Origin of the sequence: Mycobacterium talmoniae, from assembly GCF_001854525.1 — a bacterium.
In the GTDB taxonomy this organism is placed as follows: domain Bacteria; phylum Actinomycetota; class Actinomycetes; order Mycobacteriales; family Mycobacteriaceae; genus Mycobacterium; species Mycobacterium talmoniae.
Window position 1 is genome coordinate 1 of record NZ_MLQM01000020.1, and the last position, 17,673, is coordinate 17,673.

A 17,673-nucleotide genomic window follows, 5' to 3' on the forward strand; every position below is an offset into this window, starting at 1 on the left:
GCGCAACGACCAGAACGTCGCCGCCGGGTTGGCCGACGACTACGACGCGGTGTTGGCCGACGTGCGCCGCCGCGACCAGCTGGACTCCACCCGGGCGATGTCCCCGCTGCGCGCCGCCGACGACGCGGTGGTGGTGGACACCAGCGAGATGACCCAGGCGCAGGTGGTCGCGCACCTGCAGGACCTCGTCACCCAGCGCAGCGGGGCGATGCGATGAGCGACTCGGATTTCTCCGGCGCCGACGGCACCTGGTCCGACGAAAGCGACTGGGAAATCGGCGATGACACCGGCTTCGACGACCTGGCCGAGGAATCCGGCCCGCCACCGGTGGTGGCGGTGGTCGGGCGACCCAACGTCGGCAAATCCACGTTGGTCAACCGCATCCTGGGCCGCCGCGAGGCGGTGGTGCAAGACCTGCCCGGGGTGACCCGGGACCGGGTGTCCTACGACGCGCTGTGGACCGGGCGCCGGTTTGTGGTGCAGGACACCGGCGGCTGGGAACCCGACGCCAAGGGCCTGCAGCAGCTGGTGGCCGAACAGGCTTCGGTGGCCATGCGCACCGCCGACGCGGTGATCCTGGTGGTGGACTCCGTGGTCGGGGCCACCACCGGGGACGAGGCCGCCGCCCGCATCCTGCGCCGCTCCGGCAAGCCGGTGTTCTTGGCCGCCAACAAGGTTGACGGTGAGAAGGGCGAAGCCGATGCGGCCGCGTTGTGGTCGCTGGGGCTGGGCCAGCCGTATGCGGTCAGCGCCTTGCACGGCCGCGGCGTGGCCGACCTGCTCGACGAGGTGGTCGCCGCGCTGCCCGAGGTCGCCGAATCCGCCGGTGGCGGCGGGGGGCCCCGGCGGGTCGCGCTGGTCGGCAAGCCCAACGTCGGCAAGAGCTCGTTGCTGAACAAACTGGCCGGCGATCAGCGGTCGGTGGTGCACGACGTCGCCGGCACCACGGTGGATCCGGTCGACTCGCTGATCGAGTTGGCCGGCGAGGTGTGGCGGTTCGTCGACGCCGCCGGGCTGCGCCGCAAGGTGGGCCAGGCCAGCGGGCACGAGTTCTACGCCTCGGTGCGCACCCACGGCGCCATCGACGCCGCCGAGGTGGTGCTGGTGCTTATCGACGGCTCGGTGCCGTTGACCGAACAGGATCAGCGGGTGCTGTCCATGGTGATCGAGGCGGGTCGGGCGCTGGTGTTGGCGTTCAACAAGTGGGACCTGGTCGACGAGGACCGCCGCTACGACCTGGAGCGCGAGATCGACCGGGATCTGGCCCGGGTGGGTTGGGCGCAGCGGGTCAATATCTCCGCCAAAACCGGTCGCTCCGTGCAGAAACTGGTGCCGGCGCTGGAGAATGCGCTGGCGTCGTGGGATACCCGCATTCCCACCGGGCGGCTCAACACGTTCTTCAAAGAGGTCGTGGCGGCCACCCCGCCCCCGGTGCGCGGCGGCAAGCAGCCGCGGATCCTGTTCGCCACCCAGGCCGCCGCCCGGCCGCCGACGTTCGTGCTGTTCACCACCGGCTTTTTGGAGGCCGGCTACCGGCGGTTTTTGGAGCGGCGACTGCGGGAGACGTTCGGGTTCGACGGCAGCCCGATCCGGATCAATGTGCGGGTGCGCGAGAAGCGGGGCGCCAAGCGATCACGCTGATCCTGGCGCTGTCGCGCTGACGCCGCCCGGCTAGGGTGCTGCGAGTGCCCATCTCGCAGCTGTTGTTGATCATGCTGGCCGGGGTGGGGGCCGGCGCGATCAATTCCCTGGTCGGATCCGGCACCCTGATCACCTTCCCCACGCTGGTGACGCTGGGGTTTCCGCCGCTGACCGCGACCATCTCCAACTCGATCGGCCTGGTGGCCGGCGGCGTGTCGGGCACCTGGGCCTACCGCCGCGAGTTGCGTGGCCAGTGGCGGCGGCTGCGGTGGCAGATCCCTGGTTCGCTGCTCGGCGCCGTCTGCGGGGCGTATCTGCTGTTGCACCTGCCGGAGAAGGTGTTCAACCGGGTGGTGCCGGTGCTGCTGGTCTTGGCTTTGGTGCTGGTGGTGGCCGGCCCGAGGATCCAGGCCCTCGCGCAGCGGCGCGCCGAGGCCGCGGGCCGCTCGGTGGATCATCTGAGCCGGCGGCGGTTGGTGGCGCTGGTGGCCGGGACGTTCGCGGTTGGGGTGTACGGCGGCTATTTCGCCGCGGCGCAGGGCATCTTGCTGATCGGCGTGATGGGGGTGCTGCTGCCCGAATCGATGCAGCGGATGAACGCCGCGAAGAACCTGCTGGCGCTGGTGGTCAACGTGGTCGCCGCACTGGCCTACACGCTGGTGGCGTTCGACCGGATCAGCTGGGTGGCGGCCGGGTTGATCGCGGCCGGCTCCCTGGTGGGCGGCTTCTTGGGTGCGCACTACGGGCGGCGGCTATCGCCGACCGCGCTACGGATCGTGATCGTGGTGGTCGGGTTGATCGGGCTGTACCGGCTGATGGCGGAGTAAGCAGCTGGCGGAGCCAGGGTTTGCGTCGACGGGTGCGTCGATGACCTACCTCGATGGTGAATTGACCGAACCCGCCGAGCTGGATGGCCAGCGACAGCCGTCCCGGGGGAGTCGGTAGTCCTGGTAGGCGGACAACTGAATCGCCGTCAAACCTCCCACGGCAGACACAGGGATCAGGTAGCAGTCGAAGTCGCCGTCGATGACGAAGAATTGATCGATCTCATCCGGGTCGTACGTCTTACGCTCTTTGCCGGCAGTGGAGATCCACACCGTCCACGACGTCCGTTGCTTCACCGTGGTCGTCTTGACTTGGATGCGTTCGGCCGTCGTCCCCATCCAGACGAGCAGGTCGTAGCGGCACGGCTCCAGCGGCCATGAAACGGAATAACCACAGAGTTCAAACCACGCCGCGGCCATGAGCGACCCGGCCCTGGCCAGATTGACCTGTTGCGGACGCATCAATTCGACCGGCGGCTGCGGCTTCCTCGGCTGGGTGAGATGCGCAGTGTAGAGGCCGAGCCGTACGGCGTGGCCCCGTATCGTCGTCGTACTCGAGCCGCCGGACAATCCGAGCATCTCCGCGACCTGTGTCCAGCTCGTGGCGGCGGCAATCGCGGCTTCAAGCTGCTGGTCGGTCCAGCGCCGCTGGCCGGTGAAGTGGCTGTAGTCGAGTCCCAGTCGGTCGGCATGCACACGAACGGAGCGCATCGCAGCCGCGGACGTGGCCGAGAGACCCAGTGCACGGAGGACACCGCGCCAGGAGTGGGAAGCCTGGATGGCCTCAACCAATTGCGCATCCGAATAGCGCCTCATGACACGACATTACCTTATCGCGCCCCCCATGATGCGCCATCATGCTCGGTCGGGCTGACAGGATTTGAACCTGCGACCCCTACACCCCCAGTGTAGTGCGCTACCAAACTGCGCCACAGCCCGCGAATCCGCCGGAACAAACCGACGGACGCGAGGGAACGATACCTCAACGGTCGGCTGAACTCCGAAACGATCCCTACTGGGCGCCCCCGAGGACTCCGATGACCGGGGAAAACGCATTACCGCTTCTTCCTTGGCTCAAGCCACCGTGGCGCCGGCTTGTTGAGTCGACTGTCGTCGTGTGGGTGACCAGATCCGTGGCCAGCCGACGCTGGACGCGTAGACAAGGTCCTCGGCCTCGTCCAGAAATATCCGAGCACGATTGCGCTGCTGGGGATCAGACATCCGGTGCAACCTCCAAGCTCCGGGCCCGGCGCACGGCGTGCCGCGAGATCGGTGCACGATCACGGCCCGGCCAGGGCTAATCTCCGCGGTGTGTCCGGTTTGCGTAATCAGCCCGGCACCGCGGGTCTGGAACAGGGCGTACAGGTGCCTCCTTGTCCTCGGTTCCACGTGAAATCAGCACGCGGCTTCGAGTTACCTTTTCCCGCTCGTCCGCTTCATGGACAGGGCGAAGTCCCCGTAGCTGGCGTAGCTGATCTCGCCGAAAACGTCCGGACCGTAAGGCGTCGGTGCGACGTCGACGTAGGCTTTGCTCCGCACGGAGCGCCAGTAGTCGATGGCGATCTGAGCATCAACTATCCGTGTGGACCATGTCGCGGTCTCTGGCGCGGCAGCCGCGTCGTGTCGGGACACGTCAGCCTCCGCAACCTGCGGGCCCCCCGGACTGTATGCGCTAGCGGACCGCAGGGACGACGTCTGAACCATCGGTGGTCCACCCTGACGCCTTTCCCCTGAGAAAGTGCAGTCAGCTGACCTGCTTGTTTTAGAGACGTTGCAGCTCAATCGTCGCAGGTTCAAATCTCGTCGGCCCGACCACAAAGAGCGAGGTAGAAGGTGGTTTCGGAACTACACCGTTATTCAAGCCCTCCGGGGCCGCGCGTTCCAGGTCACCGGAGTGCATCAGCGACGGCGGATCCGCAGCTCTTCTTCGTGAGGTAGAAGTTGACCTGGTGGGGTTTCGATCCATTCTCGACTCTCCAGGTCTTTTCGAACACCGCTCCGTGGGGCCTGTCGCGGTCAAAGACAGGGTGCAGATCACGGCGGGCCGCTACCACATCGTCGGGTGCGGCGATGTTGACCCACCGCCGGACCGCCGCTGGAAACGCCGGAGGTTGAGGCTTAAGCCGTTTGCTGATCGCCGACAGCCCCAGGGGGCTTCCCAACGTCACCAATAGCGGCACCGGTTGGTTGGACGGCCGGGCGCGCAGCGTGTCGTAGGCGACGACCGAGCCCAGACTGTGCCCGATGACCACCCTTGTTTCGGGCCTGAGGTGGTGGTTGACCTGGGCAATCGCATGGTCGTGGATGGCTGGTTCATTAAGGTAGCGGGTCACTTGCGCCAGGGTGCGGTTGACTGCGGACCCGGCGGCGAGGGCGCCGCGCCCAAACCACGGGATGTGGTCGAGGACACCGGCCGCGCTGACAGCCATCGTCTTGAGAGCCCCCTGAGCATCGTCGGCTTCGGCGGTGAGAATCTCCAGTTCGAGGCGCGCTTCACCGGCATCGCTTTGGTTCTCGGATTCCGCGGCACTCCGGAGCAGGTCCAGCGCGAGCTCTTCGGCGATTAATTGCTCATCTGCCGTGAGTTGATCCGGTTCCAGACCTTGGTGGTCGGCGGTGAGAAATATGTCGCCATAAAAGGCCATCCTGGCGTCGAAATCTCCGGCGCGTAGGCGATCGGCGAGCGAGCCGAACTTAGCGTTTTCCAATCCACCCGCCAGGCTGGGCAGCCATTCGTCTTCGAGGTCGGCGGCGGAGCTCTGCTCTTGGGCGATGCCGTGAACCAACACGATCGTGGCCATCTGTCATCTACCTCCTCCACGGGTGGACGGGCCATTGATTTGGCCTGGCGCCCACAGCGAATAGACCGCATTATCCCGTTGTGGCAGGCCTTTCGCGGTGGGATTCTGATGAAATGAGCAATCCGGCAATAGGGCGCCGCGCCTTGGTGATCGGTTCCCAATGCGACGCTCTGGGTGAGTCGAGCAAGCTGAGCTTCCTACCCGACCTGGCAGCCGAACTGTACGAGGTCCTCATCGATCCGCACCTCGGAGCTTGCGAGCCCGCACTTCCCCGCCGGCATTGCGGAGGCTTGTTGCTCGACCCAACACACAACGCGGCCCTCAATGCCCTGCATAACGCGTTTGCCTGGGCGAATAAGGACGGCGCGTTGCTGTTTGTGGCGGTGCTCGGACATGGCATGGTCAAATACGGAGATTTCTTCTTTCTCAGCCGCGACAGCAGCGGCACAGGCGACTACAGACGTGACGTGTTCTTGTCGCACGCCCTCAAGCACTTGCTGGGTGACTGTGGCGACCTGAACGGTCTGATCGTCTGGGTCGACAGCTGCCATTCCGGCGTGGCTGCCCAGCAGGCGGCCACCGAGTGGGGTCAGGTCGGCCTGGGGCAAGCGGCCCGCCGATACGAACTGCTGTCGGCTGCCGACGATAGGCCCGCTTACCGCGGGGATTTCACCCGCGCATTGATCAGTACGCTGCGCCACGGTATCGCTGGTGCCGGTGAAACCATCGACGCCCGTGATTTGCGTGAACCGTTGAAGATGGGCGCGAAAGCGCAGCGGCCGCAACGCGTCACCATCGATGGCGGTCAATGGGCCGCCCGCGGCGACCAAGGTCTATGGCTATCTCGAAACCACGCGCTCTATAGCGCCCAAGACAACACGGCCAGTGTCGCCGCGCAGGCCCGAGTCGGAGAACTCACCGATTACCTGCAGCCCACCGAGACGCTTGACGCGCTGGTCGCCGCCGCCAAGGTTCACGACTGTGTGATGCTCACCGGCCCGCGCGGCACCGGCAAGAGCACGCTGGCAGCAGCGTTAGCGCAGCCCAGCGTGACAGACGGCCGCGTTCCCGACGGTTTCGTCAACGCGATCATTTTCGCGACCCCGCTAAGCACCATGAACACCCTTTCCTCGGCGCTGGCCGGCGGGCTGCGGCGTACCGTCAAAGGATTCTCACAGGCCGTCAACGCTTTCGACGAACGACTCGACCCCGCTGAACGAGAAAGCCTGCCGGCGCTGGAACGTCAAGTAATGGGCCCGCTGAGGCTCATCAAACGCAGACGTCCGGTAAGGCTGGTGATCGACGCACTCGACGAGTTGCCCAAAGCTACCGAGCGGGCCCTGCGCAAAGCTGTGACTGACGCCCGCGTCCGCAGGAACGGGGAGTCCGGGAGCGCCGGGGTGAGCTTCGTGTTGACCGCGCGCCCCGGCGCCGCCCCACTGGCGGGTGCGTGCCGGATCGCGGTTACGCCGCCCGGCGACGCCGCGATCGGCGCGTATTTGCGCCGTCGCGAGATCCCCGACGACCACATACCCGCCCTGGTCGATAGGGCAGGTGGAAATTGGCTGCACGCGTATCTGCTCGCAGAGCAGGCGGTGCGCCCCGGATTCGATCCTGGCCAGCTTCCCGTGGACCTGGCCCCCTCGCTCGCGGAGCTTTACACCACGGAACTCGCCGCCGCGGGCGCCGAAGACCGCGAGCGGTGGGAAACCCAATTGCGCCCGGTGCTTGCAGTGTGCGCCGTTGCCGGTGTCGGACCGGTGCTGCCACTGCCGCTCGCCGTGGCGGCAGCGGCCCGCCTCGGCGGCCCCAACACTCCCTCCAGGTTCCGAGATTCGGTGGTCCGGTTGTCCGGGCTCATCGTCCGCGCCAAACCTGGCCAACCTGAGGAGCAAGTCGGCATATTCCACCTCAGCCTGCGCGACGACTATCTGCTCAAGCCGGATCTCGGTGTGCAATTCACAATCGATGGGCCCGAAGCACACGGGGCGCTCGCCGAGGCCCTAGCCGAACTCGCGCCTGTTCAGCAGCACGATCCCGAAAATCCCTTGCACAATTACGCAATGCGTGCCGAGGCTGAGCACCTGTGGGCCTGCGGCGACACCGCCGATGTGGTCAAGAGCCTTACCTGGCGCCCCCTCGAGCGGGCCGTGGATGAAGTGGAACGCTGGCAACGCTGGAAAGCCCGACTCGATGATCGGCTCAAACCTGAGGACCCCGCCGTCCTCACCGCCAGGTCATATCTTGCCTATTACACCGGCACGGCGGGTGACCCGGCGGCGGCCCGCGACCAGTACTCCAACCTGCTTCCCCTCCGGCGGAAGGTGTCGGGGCTCACACACCGCGACACCTGGAGTGACCTGGTGGCTCTCGCCCGCTTCACCGGGGAGGCGGGCGACCCGGTCGCGGCCCGCGACCAATATAGCGATCTGCTGCCCGCCATCGAGAAGGACTACGAACCCACCGACCCCCTCGCCCTCCTCGCCCGAGCGAATCTTGCCTACTTCACCGGGGAGGCGGGAGACCCGATTGCCGCGCGCAACCAGTACGCCAGACTGCTTGAGATCCGGCAGGAGGTCTTCGAGCCCACACATCCCAGTATCTTCACCACCCGGATGAATCTTGCCTACTTCACCGGGGAGGCAGGTGAACCCCTCGTGGCCCGTGATGCGTTCGCTGAACTCCTCGAGATTCTGAAGCACGACTCAAGGCCCGCACGCAGCCACACTCTGACGGTCCGGGCGCATCTGGCCCGTTTCACTGGGGAGGCGGGGGATCCGGTCGGGGCGCGCGACCAGTTCAAGGCGTTGCTGCCCACTCTCGAGGAGGTGTGGGGCCCCGACCATCCGGACACTCTGACCGCACGGGCGCATCTGGCCCGTTTCATCGGGGAGGCGGGCGCGCCGGCTGAGGCCCGCGACCGGTTCGCGGTACTGGTCGAGATTCGGAAAAAGGTTTCCAAACCACGACACCCCGACACCCTTTGTGCCCGCGCGAATCTCGCCCGTTTCACCGGGGAGGCGGGGGACCCGATAGCCGCCCGAAATCAGTTAAAGGCATTGCTCCCCACCATGCTGAAGGTCTTGGGAGACAGACACCCCGACACGCTGACCGCTCGGGCGCATCTGGCCCGTTTCACCCGAGAGCCGGATCGCCCCGGCCGCCGTCCGCAACCAGTTCGCCGTGCTGCTCGCCACCATCGAGGCGGTCGTGCGACTCAGGCGCCTCGGTCACTATGTTGAAGGGCTCGGCTTCGCGACACGACCGAGAAACCCGCGGGCGCGGACCACGAGGAAGACCCCAGTTCGAGCACTAAGACCAAAAATGGCGCAGTCGAGCCACGCGCTCAAAACGTACCGATCTGCAAGCCTCAACCTGGCCGACCGCGGTCAAAAATCACGGCTCGCGCACGGTCAGCAGTACCTTGCCAACGGTCTGGGCGGAGTCGAGCAGCTTATGCGCCTCCGCGGCATCGGTGATCGGGACTTCGGCGGCGACGACCGGCGCTACCGTCCCCTGCGCGATCAGCGGCCACAGCTGCCGCCGCAGTTCGGTGATGATCTCGGCCTTGGAGCCGGGGCCCTGCTCGGGCCGGCGACGCAGGTTCGTCACGTGCACCGATCCCCGTTTGAACAGCAGCGCGCCGAGATCCAGTTCCGCGGTGGCGCCGCCTTGTAGTCCGATGATCGTCAGGTGGCCGTTCTCGGCCAGGGCTTGCACGTTCTTGGCCAGATAGCTGCCACCCATGATGTCGAGGATGACGTTGGCGCCGCCGTACTCGGCGTTGACCACCGCCGGGAAATCCTGTTCGCGGTAGTTGATCAACGTTTGTGCGCCGAGCTCGCGGCAGCGGTCCAACTTGAACTGCGTTCCGGCGGTCACCGCCACGTTGGCGCCCAACCCACGGCCCACTTGTATGGCGTGCGTGCCGATTCCGCTGCCGCCACCGTGAATCAGCAGCGTCTGTCCACGGTCCAGGCCGCCGGTCATCACCACGTTGGACCACACGGTGGCGGCGGCTTCGGGTAGGGCCGCTGCCGCGGTGACGCTGACGCCCTGCGGCACCGGCAGCACCTGGGTGGCGGCCACGTTCACCCGATCGGCGTACCCTCCGCCGGCCAGCAGTGCACACACCGCATCGCCGGGCGCCCAACCTTGCACTTCTGCACCGACGTCGGCGATAACACCGGAAACCTCGAGGCCGGGGGTCTCACTGGCGCCCGGCGGCGGCGGGTAGAAACCCATCCGTTGCATCACATCGGCCCGGTTCACCCCCGCCGCCACCACATCGATCGCAACTTGTCCCGGGCCGGGCGGGGGCAGGTCGTCGACCCGAGCCCACTCCATCACCTCCGGGTCGCCAAATCCGTTGAGCGTTATCGCATACATGTAGCTTTCCCTTCACTTACTTCTCATGGTCATGGTCCGACGCGTAGACGTCGCCGCGCTCCGGCGGGCTAGGTAGGCCCGCGGGCTATCGCCCTTCCATCGGTGGAAGGCGTGCGAGAAGTTGCTGACGTCGGTGTATCCCAGCCGGTTCGACACCTGCTCGACGGTCATGCCGCTCTGAAGTAGCTCCGTCCCGAGGTGTTGGCGCACTTCGTCGAGCAGTCTGCGAAACGAGGTTCCCTCTGCCTCCAGTTGCCTGCGCAGCGTCCTGGCACTGCAGGACAGCCGATCCGCCACTTGGGCAAGGCTCGGTGGTCGAGCCGGGTCGGCCAGCAACAGATCACGCACCACACCGGCGCGACCGGTTCTGGCTTCACGCTGCTCGAGCAGCATTCGGCATTGCTGCTCGGCGAGCTTGGCGCTGTGGGTACTGGCCTGCGGCAGGGGAACGTTCAGCTGCTCGGCGCAGATGGTGACGGAGGTTTCTGCCTCACCGAATTCGGGTACCGCGCCGAACATCTCCTCGTACCGGCCGATGGCCGGCCCGGGGTCGGGTAGGGCGAACGAGATACGGCTCGGTGGTGGCGGCACGCCGAGGATCTCACGGTACAGATTGGGGATGGCCGCAGCGTCACGTTCCAGCACGAACCTGCGTACCGGCGCCGGTATTGAACGGGCGTCGATGACGATCGAGAGCTCGTCGCCATGCTGCCGCGTCTCGAAGGTGCAAAAGGCGTAGCTCAGTCGCACAAATCTCACCGCGACGTCGATCGCCTCACCCAGAGTTGGGCTGGTGAGGATGGCGAATCCCCACACCCCGAAGGCGGTGACCGGATATCTGGCCGCGGCCTGCAGGCCGAGCCCGGGCCGGTCCCCGAGCGCGGCGACAATATTGGCGATCGCCTTGAGTTCTTGTTGTCCGCTGACCTCGGCCGCGGGGCTCCGCAGGGCGGCGGGTGTCGTCCGGGTGCCGGCCAGACACTGTTGGGGGGTGATCCCGAATTGACCGGCCCAGTCGAGCAGCACCACCAGACTTGCGGCCGACCGCCTGGTTTGCAGGTCAGGCGTGGTCATCGGGTGCGCGCCTGCTGCCGGTATTCCCGGGGCCCGACACCCTTCCAGCGCCGGAAGGCCTGGGTGAAGCTGGACACCTGCGAATAACCGAGACGTTCGGCTATTTCCGCGACGGAACGCCCGTCGCTGACGAGCAGTTCCTCGGCGAGCGCCTCGCGCACCTCTTCTTGCAGGACCCGCAGCGAGGCCCCTTCCAGAGCGAGGTGCCGCCGGAGGGTGCGCGAGCTGACGGTCAGTTGCCGCGCGGCCTGGTCGAGCGACAGTACCGGGGACGGATTCGCCAGCATCAGGTCGCGCAGCAGGCCTGCGACGCCCGCCCGGGCAGATCGCTGTCGCAACAATTCGACGGCTTGGTTCTCCGCCAGCGACCGGGCGTAAAGATTCGCCTGCGGCAGCGGCTTGGCTAACGACTCCCGGCTGACGATCAGGCAGTTCTGCAGCGCACCGAACTCGGGTTCAGCGCCGAACACGTCGATGTACTTGTGCACCACTTCGTCTGGTGGCCGCGCCATCGTGTAGGCGACCCGCAGGTCGATATCGGGCGTCATGAGCAGGTCGCGTTGCAGGGTCTGGATGCCGGTGCTGTCGCGCTCGACGGCGAACCGGCGGACGTCGATCGGGAGGGCCGTTGGGTCGAGAATCAACCGGACGGAACCGTCGGTCGTGTCGGTAGCGACACTGAGGCGGCACAGACAGAAGCTGAGCGCGGCCAGCGACATACCCACCGACATCGCGTCTCCCAATGTCCGGGAGCTCATCAGCGCGAGCCCCCAGATCCCCGGCGATGTGGCATGGCAGCGCAGTCCAGCCTCGATGCCCAGCCCGGGAACCTCCTCGAGCGCGGCGACGATATTGCTGATGATCTGGAGCTCATCGCGCAGCCGGACCTCGGCGTCGAGGTCGTCGAGGGCATCCCGGGTCAGCGGCGTGCCGCGCAGTGAGTCGGCGTGTGACACTCCGTGCTCGGTCGCCAGGTCGACGAGCAGCGCCGCGCTCGCCGGGGAGCGCAGAACACCGTGCGTACTCACATCAACCTCACGTAGCCGTAGCTCGCTGATTACCGTCATCATGCGTTATTCCAATGCGTCCGACTCCGCGAATACCGTGTTTGGGGCTACGTCGTCCGGGAGGTGGGCACCGGGCGACACGCAGTACCGAGGTTAGGGACCAGTCCACCGCGGACAACAGGTGACGGATGGCCAACTAGTTGTGGGAAGTGGCCAGCCGGTGGCGCCGCCCGGTCGTCAACAGGAATGCTTAGACCATGGTCAAGCGCATCCTGAACGTCGTCACCAACGTCGCTCACTACGAGGATCCGTCCGAGCCGACCGGGCTGTGGCTCTCGGAGCTGACCCACGCCTATCACGTTTTCGCCGAAGCGGGGTACGAACAGACGATCGTCAGCCCGAACGGCGGCCGCTCACCGTTGGAGCCGCGTTCGCTGAAGTTCCCGAACTACGACAAGAGCGCGAAGGCGTGGAAGGCCAACGACGCGAAGATGGCGCTGCTGGCCAGCACCGCCGCACCCGACGAGATCGACTCGGCCGATTTCGACGCGATCTACTTCACCGGTGGTCACGCGGTGATGTTTGACTTTCCCGACAGCGAGGGCCTGCAACGCATCACCCGCGAGATCTTCGAACGCGGCGGCATCGTCTCCTCGGTCTGCCACGGCTATTGCGGCCTGCTCAACACCAAGCTGTCGGACGGGTCGCTGTTGATGGCCGGGCGCAAGCTCACCGGGTTCGCCTGGTCGGAGGAGGTGTTGGCACGGGTCGACAAGTTGGTGCCCTACAACGCCGAGGAGGAAGCGAAGAAGCGCGGCGCCCGGTACGAGAAGGGCCTGATTCCTTTTGCCTCGCATGTCGTCGTGGACGGGCGGCTGGTCACGGGCCAGAATCCGGGGTCCGCTAAGGCGACGGCCAAGAAGGTCGTCTCCGTGCTGGAGGGCTGAGCTACGGCGCGGGGGAAATCTCGATGCCGAACGATGCCTGCTGGCGGTGGGTTATCCAGACCCCGAATTCTGGTGAACGACACATAGCTGGCTCGGCCGACGACATCCCAGTTCGTGACGTCGCTCATCCCGTCTCCCTTACTTGTTGCGCCTTGCCGCCGATTCTTACGCAAGGCGGCGCCGAGCGCACCGGGGCGGCCATTAGCCACAACTAACTGGCCGCTGCTCACCTTCAAACCCGGCCGTTGGACAACTAGCGTTGACCGTGCCTGCCACACAACGGCATTCGGCGTCGGCCGGGGCACCAAGAGGAGCTACACATGACCCGCGTTCATACCGTCCGCGGCCCCGTCGGCACCGCCGAGCTGGGCCGCGTCCTGATGCACGAACACGTCTTCGTTCTCGGCACCGAGATACGCCAGAACTACCCCGATTTCCCCACCCCGTGGGACGAGGAGGCCCGAGTCGCCGATGCGGTCGCCAAGCTCAGCGCGTGCAAGTCGCGCGGGATCGACACGATCGTCGACCCGACGGTGCTCGGCCTGGGCCGCTACATCCCGCGCATTCAGCGGATCAACGCGCAGGTCGACATCAACATCGTCGTCGCGACCGGCATCTACACCTACAACGACGTCCCCTTCCAGTTCCAGCGGGGCCTGATCTTCGATCGACCCGATGCACTGACCGAACTGTTCGTCAAGGACATCCGTGAGGGCATCGCCGACACCGGCGTCAAAGCCGCCTTCCTCAAATGCGCCATCGAGAAGCCAGGCCTGACGCCCGGGGTGGAACTGGCCATGCGGGCGGTGGGACGGGCCCATGTCGAGACCGGGGCACCCATCACCGTGCACACCAATCCGCACACCGAGTCGGGTCTGGTGGCCCAACGGGTCCTGGCCGAGGAGGGCGCGGATCTGACCAAGGTGGTGATCGGGCATTCCGGCGACTCCACCGACCTGGACTATCTGTGCAGGCTCGCCGACGCCGGGTCCTACCTGGGCATGGACCGCTTTGGCCTGGACGTGACGTGTCCGTTCGAGGAGCGGGTCAACACCGTGGTCGAGCTGGCCCGCCGCGGATACGCCGAGAAGATGGTGCTCGCGCACGACGCGGCCTGCTTCATCGACTGGTTCTCCGAGGAGAGCAGGCTCGCGGCCGTGCCGAACTGGCACTTCACCCACATCAGCGACGATGTGCTGCCTGCGCTTCGCGAGCGCGGCGTCACCGAGGACCAGATCACCACCATGCTGGTGGACAATCCGCGCCGCTATTTCGAGACCGCGACATGACCGATGCCCGCATCCCACCCCGATAGCAGAGGAGCGCCAAGAACATGGAAATCGACGGCAGCGTCGTCGTGGTGACCGGGGGCCAGCGTGGACTGGGCAAGGCCTTGGTCAACGCCTTCCTGGACGGCGGGGCCGCCAAGGTCTACGCCACCGCGCGAACACCGCAGGACAGCGCCGACGACAGGGTCATTCCGGCGCGACTCGATGTCACCGACCCGGCGTCGGTGACGGCGTTCGCGGCCCGTGCCGCCGACGCGAACATCGTCGTCAACAACGCCGGTGCACAGCACCGCGCCAAGCTGTTGGACATCGACATCGATTCCGTACGAACGCTGTTCGACACCAACGTGTACGGGGCCCTGCGCATGGCCCAATCCTTCGCACCGGTGCTGAGCCGCAACGGCGGGGGGACGCTCGTCAACGTCATGTCCATCTTGTCGTGGTCGGTCGGTACCGCGGCCGGGGCCGCACCCTACGGCGCCACCAAGGCGGCCCTGTGGTCGCTGACCAACTCCCTGCGAGTCGAACTCGCCGAGCAGCACACCCAGGTCGTCGGCGTGCACCTGGGCTACCTCCAGACCGACATGACGACCACGCTCGATATCCACAAACTCGACCCGGCCACCGCGGCGGAAACCATCGTCAGCGCCATCGCCGCCGGCGCCAGCGAGGTGCTGGTTGACGAGGATTGCCGACGGGCCAAGGCCCTGCTCGGCGGCCCCCCGGAGGGACTTGCCTTCCGGTTCGTCGACGGACGGATCAGTTTTGCCGGCGACGCGTAGCGAGCCCGAGCCGGTACCGCTAAATCCCCGGTGTTTCAGACCTGCACCAGGCCGGCGGCGGCGCAACCGGTGACGAGCTCGTCGAGGCCGAACGCGTCGACCGGACCGACAACCCCGGGTGTCTTCCCGGCTCCGCAGGCAAGTTCGTGCGTGGCCCAGGCCATCAGCTCGCCGGTCAATGAGTAGGGGCTGGGCCCTTCCAGATGCACCTCCGCGACCGTCTCACCCGATGCGTCGCGGGCCACGGCGACGACGTGGCTGAGCGTGCGTGCTCGCTCGGCCGCATCGGGACCGCCGCTGCCCCCGACCGTGCGCGCCGCCAGCGCCTCAACAAGGTTGCGACCGTAAGGAAGCCTCACGGTGGTGTTCGCGAGCGTCGACACCAGTTGGATTACGCGGCTTAGCTGCGGGAACCAGCCGTTGTAGACCGTCACCGAATCAAGCTCGGGTAGCTGCGCGGGCAAAAAGAGCACCTCGGTGCCCGAGACGAGAAACGCCTTCTTGCGCGCCGCGCGCACCGGGAATTCGCGGACCTGGCGTGCGGTGATTTCGTCGACGAGACGCCCGTGGCGCCACACCGGCGCGGGCAGGATCAGCCCCTCTGCCATGGTCTTCCGGGTGCCCTGGCTCAGCCCGTTGCGCAGCGAGCCGATGGCGAAGTAGCCGACCTCCATCGCGCGGACCGCCGCGCCGGCGGCTCGCGCGGCCAGCGCGCCGGCAAGGATTCCGGGAACGTAGTCGTAGCCGAACGCCGGCGCGATGATGGCCCCCGCCGCGCGGGCCCGGGCGTCGTGCCGCTGGCGGAGCGCACGAACGAAGCCGACCTCACCGGTGGAATCCACGTAGTGGGCGCCGGCGTCGACCGCAGCCCGCGCGACCGGGTGGCCGAATTGCTCAAACGGGCCGACGGTCGTGACCAGGACGTCGCCCGCACCGACGAGAGCGCGGACGCTGGCGGGGTCGTCGACGTCGGCAACGCGGTACTCCAGTCCGCCCAACTGTTCGGCCAGTTTGGCCAGACGCTCGGCGCCCCGGCCGGCCAACACCGGTCGAACCCCACGCCGCAGGAGCGCGTCGATCACCAGTCCACCGGTGTACCCGGTGGCCCCGAAGACGACGATCTGATTGGTCATGCGTTGATCCTTTCGGACGGCGGCGCACACCGCGACCCCTACTCTCTGCGACCCGTTGCGCCCGTGCCGATTCTCCGGCAGGCGTCGGCAAAAGTGCACTGCCCTGGCAACTAGGCACAACTAGTTGGCCATTGCTCACCTGCAGGCGCCGCCGTTCGACAACTAGATTTGGCCTCGCCCCGGCATTCGGATCCGGTGGGGACGGCCAATGGGCGCCGTCACCGTGCCGGATATCAGTCGCACGCACCGTCAGGAGTTCACATGACCGGCGTCCACACGATCCGCAGCATGGCATCGCGCCAGGCGCTTTCTCCAGTCCAACATGGCCTTGCGCGGGGGCGTTGGAAGTGGATGCGCGACGAGATCGAGCGCCTTGATCCTGTGGCAGACAGCGAGCAGATTATGCGTTTGATGATCAGTTCGTTGCTGCCGCCATTCGGTAGTCGGTTCATATTGGAACTGCTGTTCACAGTTTCCTTGATGCGGGTAATGGGGCAGTTCGAGGGCGCTGCCGCCGTCGATCGTCAGGGTCGCGGCAAGGTCTACCGCAACGGTGACCGGCGTGCGGACGACACGATCCGCTACCTGACCGGGTGGGTGTACGACGGCGCCAGCAGCCCGCAGACCCAGGCGTCGGCGGCTGATGTGAAACGCATTCATGACCGCATCGGTCAGCGGTATCAGATGTCGAACGAGACTTTCGTACACACCATCGCGTTTTTCACGGTCCAAATCGAGTGCATAACGAACATCGTGGGTGCACCGGGATTTACCGAGCGAGAGCGCGCGGCGCAGGTGCGGCACTGGAGGGCGGTCGGTGAGTATCTGGGCGTTCGTGCCATGCCCGACAGCTGGTCCGGTATGCAGGAGGCCATGCGCGCCTACGAGACAGAGCCACAATGGTTTGGTCCCTCCGAGGCAGCGCACCGTGTCAGCGAAAAACTGCTTGAGCAATTCGGTAGACGCACCTTTCCGCCCGGATTGCGTTGGCTCGCCCGACCTCTCGTTCTGTCCCTCCATGAGGATCACGTCTTGACGGCGCTGATGATGGTGAAACCAAGACCTGCCGTGGTGGCCGTCAATCGTCGGATGGTCCGCGCCGCCTTCTGGGTGATACGCGAGCTACTGCCCGACCGGCGCGAAGTCATTACGTCATAGACGCCGACCCGCCGAAACGGTTCTAAAGGCCGCCGTTTCGGCGTTCGCCGGAGGGACCGAGGACGACCTGGCCAACGCTCTCTCGTGCTAAGCAAGAGGGTTCGCGTCCGCGCCATCACCCGATTTGGCCATTTAGCTCCGCAGCTCGCAGATCACCACGGGTATCTCACGGCTGGTCCGCGTTTGGTAATCCGCATACCCGTTGTAGGCCGCAACAATCTTCGGCCACAACTCGGCCCTCTCGTGCGAGGTGGCGGTACGTGCGTGAACTTTGCGCCGGGTGCCGTCGATCACCAGTTCGGCGTCGGGATACGCCTGAAGATTGAGGTACCAGTCGGGGTTGCGGTCGTCGCCACCCTTCGATGCGACGAGCACGATCCGACCCGAATCGTGAATTGGTGTCGTCAGATAGCAAGACCGGGGTAGCCCGGACTTGCGCCCGGTCGTGTGGAGTTCCACCACCGGCATCCCGAACGGCCTGGCCAGCAACCTGTTCCCGCTGACCGTGAGGATCAGCCGGTGCGCGCGGTTCATCAACTTGGCCCCGGTGTCTTTCAGTGCGTAGCTGGTCATCGAATGTTCCTGTCTCGAAGTGCGTTGCCGTGCCGTGTGCCGTCGGACAGCGTCC

General features: G+C 66.2%; 15 protein-coding genes and 1 tRNA gene. 8 read left to right on the forward strand and 8 right to left on the reverse strand.

The features are described from left to right. The 3 genes from BKN37_RS06245 to BKN37_RS06255 all read left to right on the forward strand — a co-directional run. Nucleotides 1-217 (forward strand): (d)CMP kinase (locus BKN37_RS06245; RefSeq protein WP_207547211.1); only part of this gene is annotated, 217 nt, incomplete at its 5' end. Next, nucleotides 214-1,641, forward strand: coding sequence for a ribosome biogenesis GTPase Der (gene der, locus BKN37_RS06250; RefSeq protein WP_071023396.1), 1,428 nt, complete (start codon nucleotides 214-216; stop codon nucleotides 1,639-1,641). The genes BKN37_RS06245 and der, both read left to right, overlap by 4 nt. 71 nt (nucleotides 1,642-1,712) lie before the next feature. After that, on the forward strand, nucleotides 1,713-2,468 hold the full coding sequence (locus BKN37_RS06255) for a sulfite exporter TauE/SafE family protein (RefSeq protein ID WP_423212768.1): 756 nt from the start codon (nucleotides 1,713-1,715) through the stop codon (nucleotides 2,466-2,468). Between the two features lie 45 nt (nucleotides 2,469-2,513). Here BKN37_RS06255 and BKN37_RS06260 read toward each other — a convergent pair whose 3' ends face one another. The 3 genes from BKN37_RS06260 to BKN37_RS06275 form a co-directional block, all read right to left on the reverse strand. Next, complete coding sequence (locus BKN37_RS06260; RefSeq protein ID WP_071023402.1) at nucleotides 2,514-3,281, reverse strand: group I intron-associated PD-(D/E)XK endonuclease; 768 nt, start codon at nucleotides 3,279-3,281, stop codon at nucleotides 2,514-2,516. 49 nt (nucleotides 3,282-3,330) lie between these two features. Continuing rightward, nucleotides 3,331-3,404 (reverse strand) — tRNA-Pro (locus tag BKN37_RS06265). Between the two features lie 947 nt (nucleotides 3,405-4,351). Then, nucleotides 4,352-5,266, reverse strand: a complete 915-nt coding sequence (locus BKN37_RS06275; protein WP_071023409.1) for an alpha/beta hydrolase family protein — start codon at nucleotides 5,264-5,266, stop codon at nucleotides 4,352-4,354. A gap of 113 nt (nucleotides 5,267-5,379) precedes the next feature. On the opposite strand from BKN37_RS06275, the gene BKN37_RS06280 reads away from it, so the two are divergent. Further along, complete coding sequence (locus tag BKN37_RS06280) at nucleotides 5,380-8,508, forward strand: tetratricopeptide repeat protein (protein WP_083341608.1); 3,129 nt, start codon at nucleotides 5,380-5,382, stop codon at nucleotides 8,506-8,508. Between the two features lie 154 nt (nucleotides 8,509-8,662). Here BKN37_RS06280 and BKN37_RS06285 read toward each other — a convergent pair whose 3' ends face one another. The 3 genes from BKN37_RS06285 to BKN37_RS06295 are packed head-to-tail and all read right to left on the reverse strand — an operon-like array spanning nucleotide 8,663 to nucleotide 11,799. Beyond that, nucleotides 8,663-9,655, reverse strand: coding sequence for an NAD(P)H-quinone oxidoreductase (locus BKN37_RS06285; protein ID WP_071023415.1), 993 nt, complete (start codon nucleotides 9,653-9,655; stop codon nucleotides 8,663-8,665). A gap of 12 nt (nucleotides 9,656-9,667) precedes the next feature. Then, on the reverse strand, nucleotides 9,668-10,729 hold the full coding sequence (locus tag BKN37_RS06290) for an AraC family transcriptional regulator (protein WP_071023418.1): 1,062 nt from the start codon (nucleotides 10,727-10,729) through the stop codon (nucleotides 9,668-9,670). Beyond that, nucleotides 10,726-11,799 carry an AraC family transcriptional regulator gene (locus BKN37_RS06295; protein ID WP_242657113.1) on the reverse strand — a complete coding sequence of 358 codons (1,074 nt, stop codon included), beginning with the start codon at nucleotides 11,797-11,799 and terminating at the stop codon, nucleotides 10,726-10,728. The genes BKN37_RS06290 and BKN37_RS06295 overlap by 4 nt, the downstream gene beginning before the upstream one ends. A 194-nt stretch (nucleotides 11,800-11,993) precedes the next feature. Here BKN37_RS06295 and BKN37_RS06300 point away from each other — a divergent pair, with 194 nt between their 5' ends. The 3 genes from BKN37_RS06300 to BKN37_RS06310 all read left to right on the forward strand — a co-directional run bounded on the left by BKN37_RS06300 (nucleotide 11,994) and on the right by BKN37_RS06310 (nucleotide 14,754). After that, nucleotides 11,994-12,683, forward strand: a complete 690-nt coding sequence (locus tag BKN37_RS06300; protein ID WP_071023422.1) for a type 1 glutamine amidotransferase domain-containing protein — start codon at nucleotides 11,994-11,996, stop codon at nucleotides 12,681-12,683. A gap of 320 nt (nucleotides 12,684-13,003) precedes the next feature. Further along, the gene (locus tag BKN37_RS06305) at nucleotides 13,004-13,972 is read left to right on the forward strand and encodes a phosphotriesterase family protein (RefSeq protein WP_071023425.1); all 969 of its coding nucleotides are present in this window, start codon (nucleotides 13,004-13,006) and stop codon (nucleotides 13,970-13,972) included. A 44-nt stretch (nucleotides 13,973-14,016) separates the two neighbouring features. Next, on the forward strand, nucleotides 14,017-14,754 hold the full coding sequence (locus tag BKN37_RS06310; RefSeq protein WP_071023429.1) for an SDR family oxidoreductase: 738 nt from the start codon (nucleotides 14,017-14,019) through the stop codon (nucleotides 14,752-14,754). Between the two features lie 35 nt (nucleotides 14,755-14,789). On the opposite strand, the gene BKN37_RS06315 is transcribed toward BKN37_RS06310, so the two are convergent. Further along, nucleotides 14,790-15,887: a saccharopine dehydrogenase family protein gene (locus tag BKN37_RS06315; protein WP_071023432.1), complete on the reverse strand. Its 1,098-nt coding sequence runs from the start codon at nucleotides 15,885-15,887 to the stop codon at nucleotides 14,790-14,792. Nucleotides 15,888-16,148: 261 nt separating this feature from the next. On the opposite strand from BKN37_RS06315, the gene BKN37_RS06320 reads away from it, so the two are divergent. Then, nucleotides 16,149-17,045, forward strand: a complete 897-nt coding sequence (locus BKN37_RS06320) for an oxygenase MpaB family protein (protein WP_071023436.1) — start codon at nucleotides 16,149-16,151, stop codon at nucleotides 17,043-17,045. A 132-nt stretch (nucleotides 17,046-17,177) separates the two neighbouring features. Here the strand turns inward: BKN37_RS06320 and BKN37_RS06325 are convergent, their stop codons facing one another. Beyond that, nucleotides 17,178-17,618, reverse strand: coding sequence for a nitroreductase family deazaflavin-dependent oxidoreductase (locus BKN37_RS06325; protein ID WP_071023440.1), 441 nt, complete (start codon nucleotides 17,616-17,618; stop codon nucleotides 17,178-17,180). Nucleotides 17,619-17,673 lie beyond the last annotated feature (55 nt).

Bases quoted from the DNA above. Each gene is read 5' to 3' on its own strand.
- der (WP_071023396.1), top strand. From the start codon at position 214: ATGAGCGACTCGGATTTCTCCGGCGCCGACGGCACCTGGTCCGACGAA.
- BKN37_RS06255 (WP_423212768.1), top strand. From the start codon at position 1,713: ATGCTGGCCGGGGTGGGGGCCGGCGCGATCAATTCCCTGGTCGGATCC.
- BKN37_RS06260 (WP_071023402.1), bottom strand. From the start codon at position 3,281: ATGAGGCGCTATTCGGATGCGCAATTGGTTGAGGCCATCCAGGCTTCC.
- BKN37_RS06275 (WP_071023409.1), bottom strand. From the start codon at position 5,266: ATGGCCACGATCGTGTTGGTTCACGGCATCGCCCAAGAGCAGAGCTCC.
- BKN37_RS06280 (WP_083341608.1), top strand. From the start codon at position 5,380: ATGAGCAATCCGGCAATAGGGCGCCGCGCCTTGGTGATCGGTTCCCAA.
- BKN37_RS06285 (WP_071023415.1), bottom strand. From the start codon at position 9,655: ATGTATGCGATAACGCTCAACGGATTTGGCGACCCGGAGGTGATGGAG.
- BKN37_RS06290 (WP_071023418.1), bottom strand. From the start codon at position 10,729: ATGACCACGCCTGACCTGCAAACCAGGCGGTCGGCCGCAAGTCTGGTG.
- BKN37_RS06295 (WP_242657113.1), bottom strand. From the start codon at position 11,799: ATGATGACGGTAATCAGCGAGCTACGGCTACGTGAGGTTGATGTGAGT.
- BKN37_RS06300 (WP_071023422.1), top strand. From the start codon at position 11,994: ATGGTCAAGCGCATCCTGAACGTCGTCACCAACGTCGCTCACTACGAG.
- BKN37_RS06305 (WP_071023425.1), top strand. From the start codon at position 13,004: ATGACCCGCGTTCATACCGTCCGCGGCCCCGTCGGCACCGCCGAGCTG.
- BKN37_RS06310 (WP_071023429.1), top strand. From the start codon at position 14,017: ATGGAAATCGACGGCAGCGTCGTCGTGGTGACCGGGGGCCAGCGTGGA.
- BKN37_RS06315 (WP_071023432.1), bottom strand. From the start codon at position 15,887: ATGACCAATCAGATCGTCGTCTTCGGGGCCACCGGGTACACCGGTGGA.
- BKN37_RS06320 (WP_071023436.1), top strand. From the start codon at position 16,149: ATGACCGGCGTCCACACGATCCGCAGCATGGCATCGCGCCAGGCGCTT.
- BKN37_RS06325 (WP_071023440.1), bottom strand. From the start codon at position 17,618: ATGACCAGCTACGCACTGAAAGACACCGGGGCCAAGTTGATGAACCGC.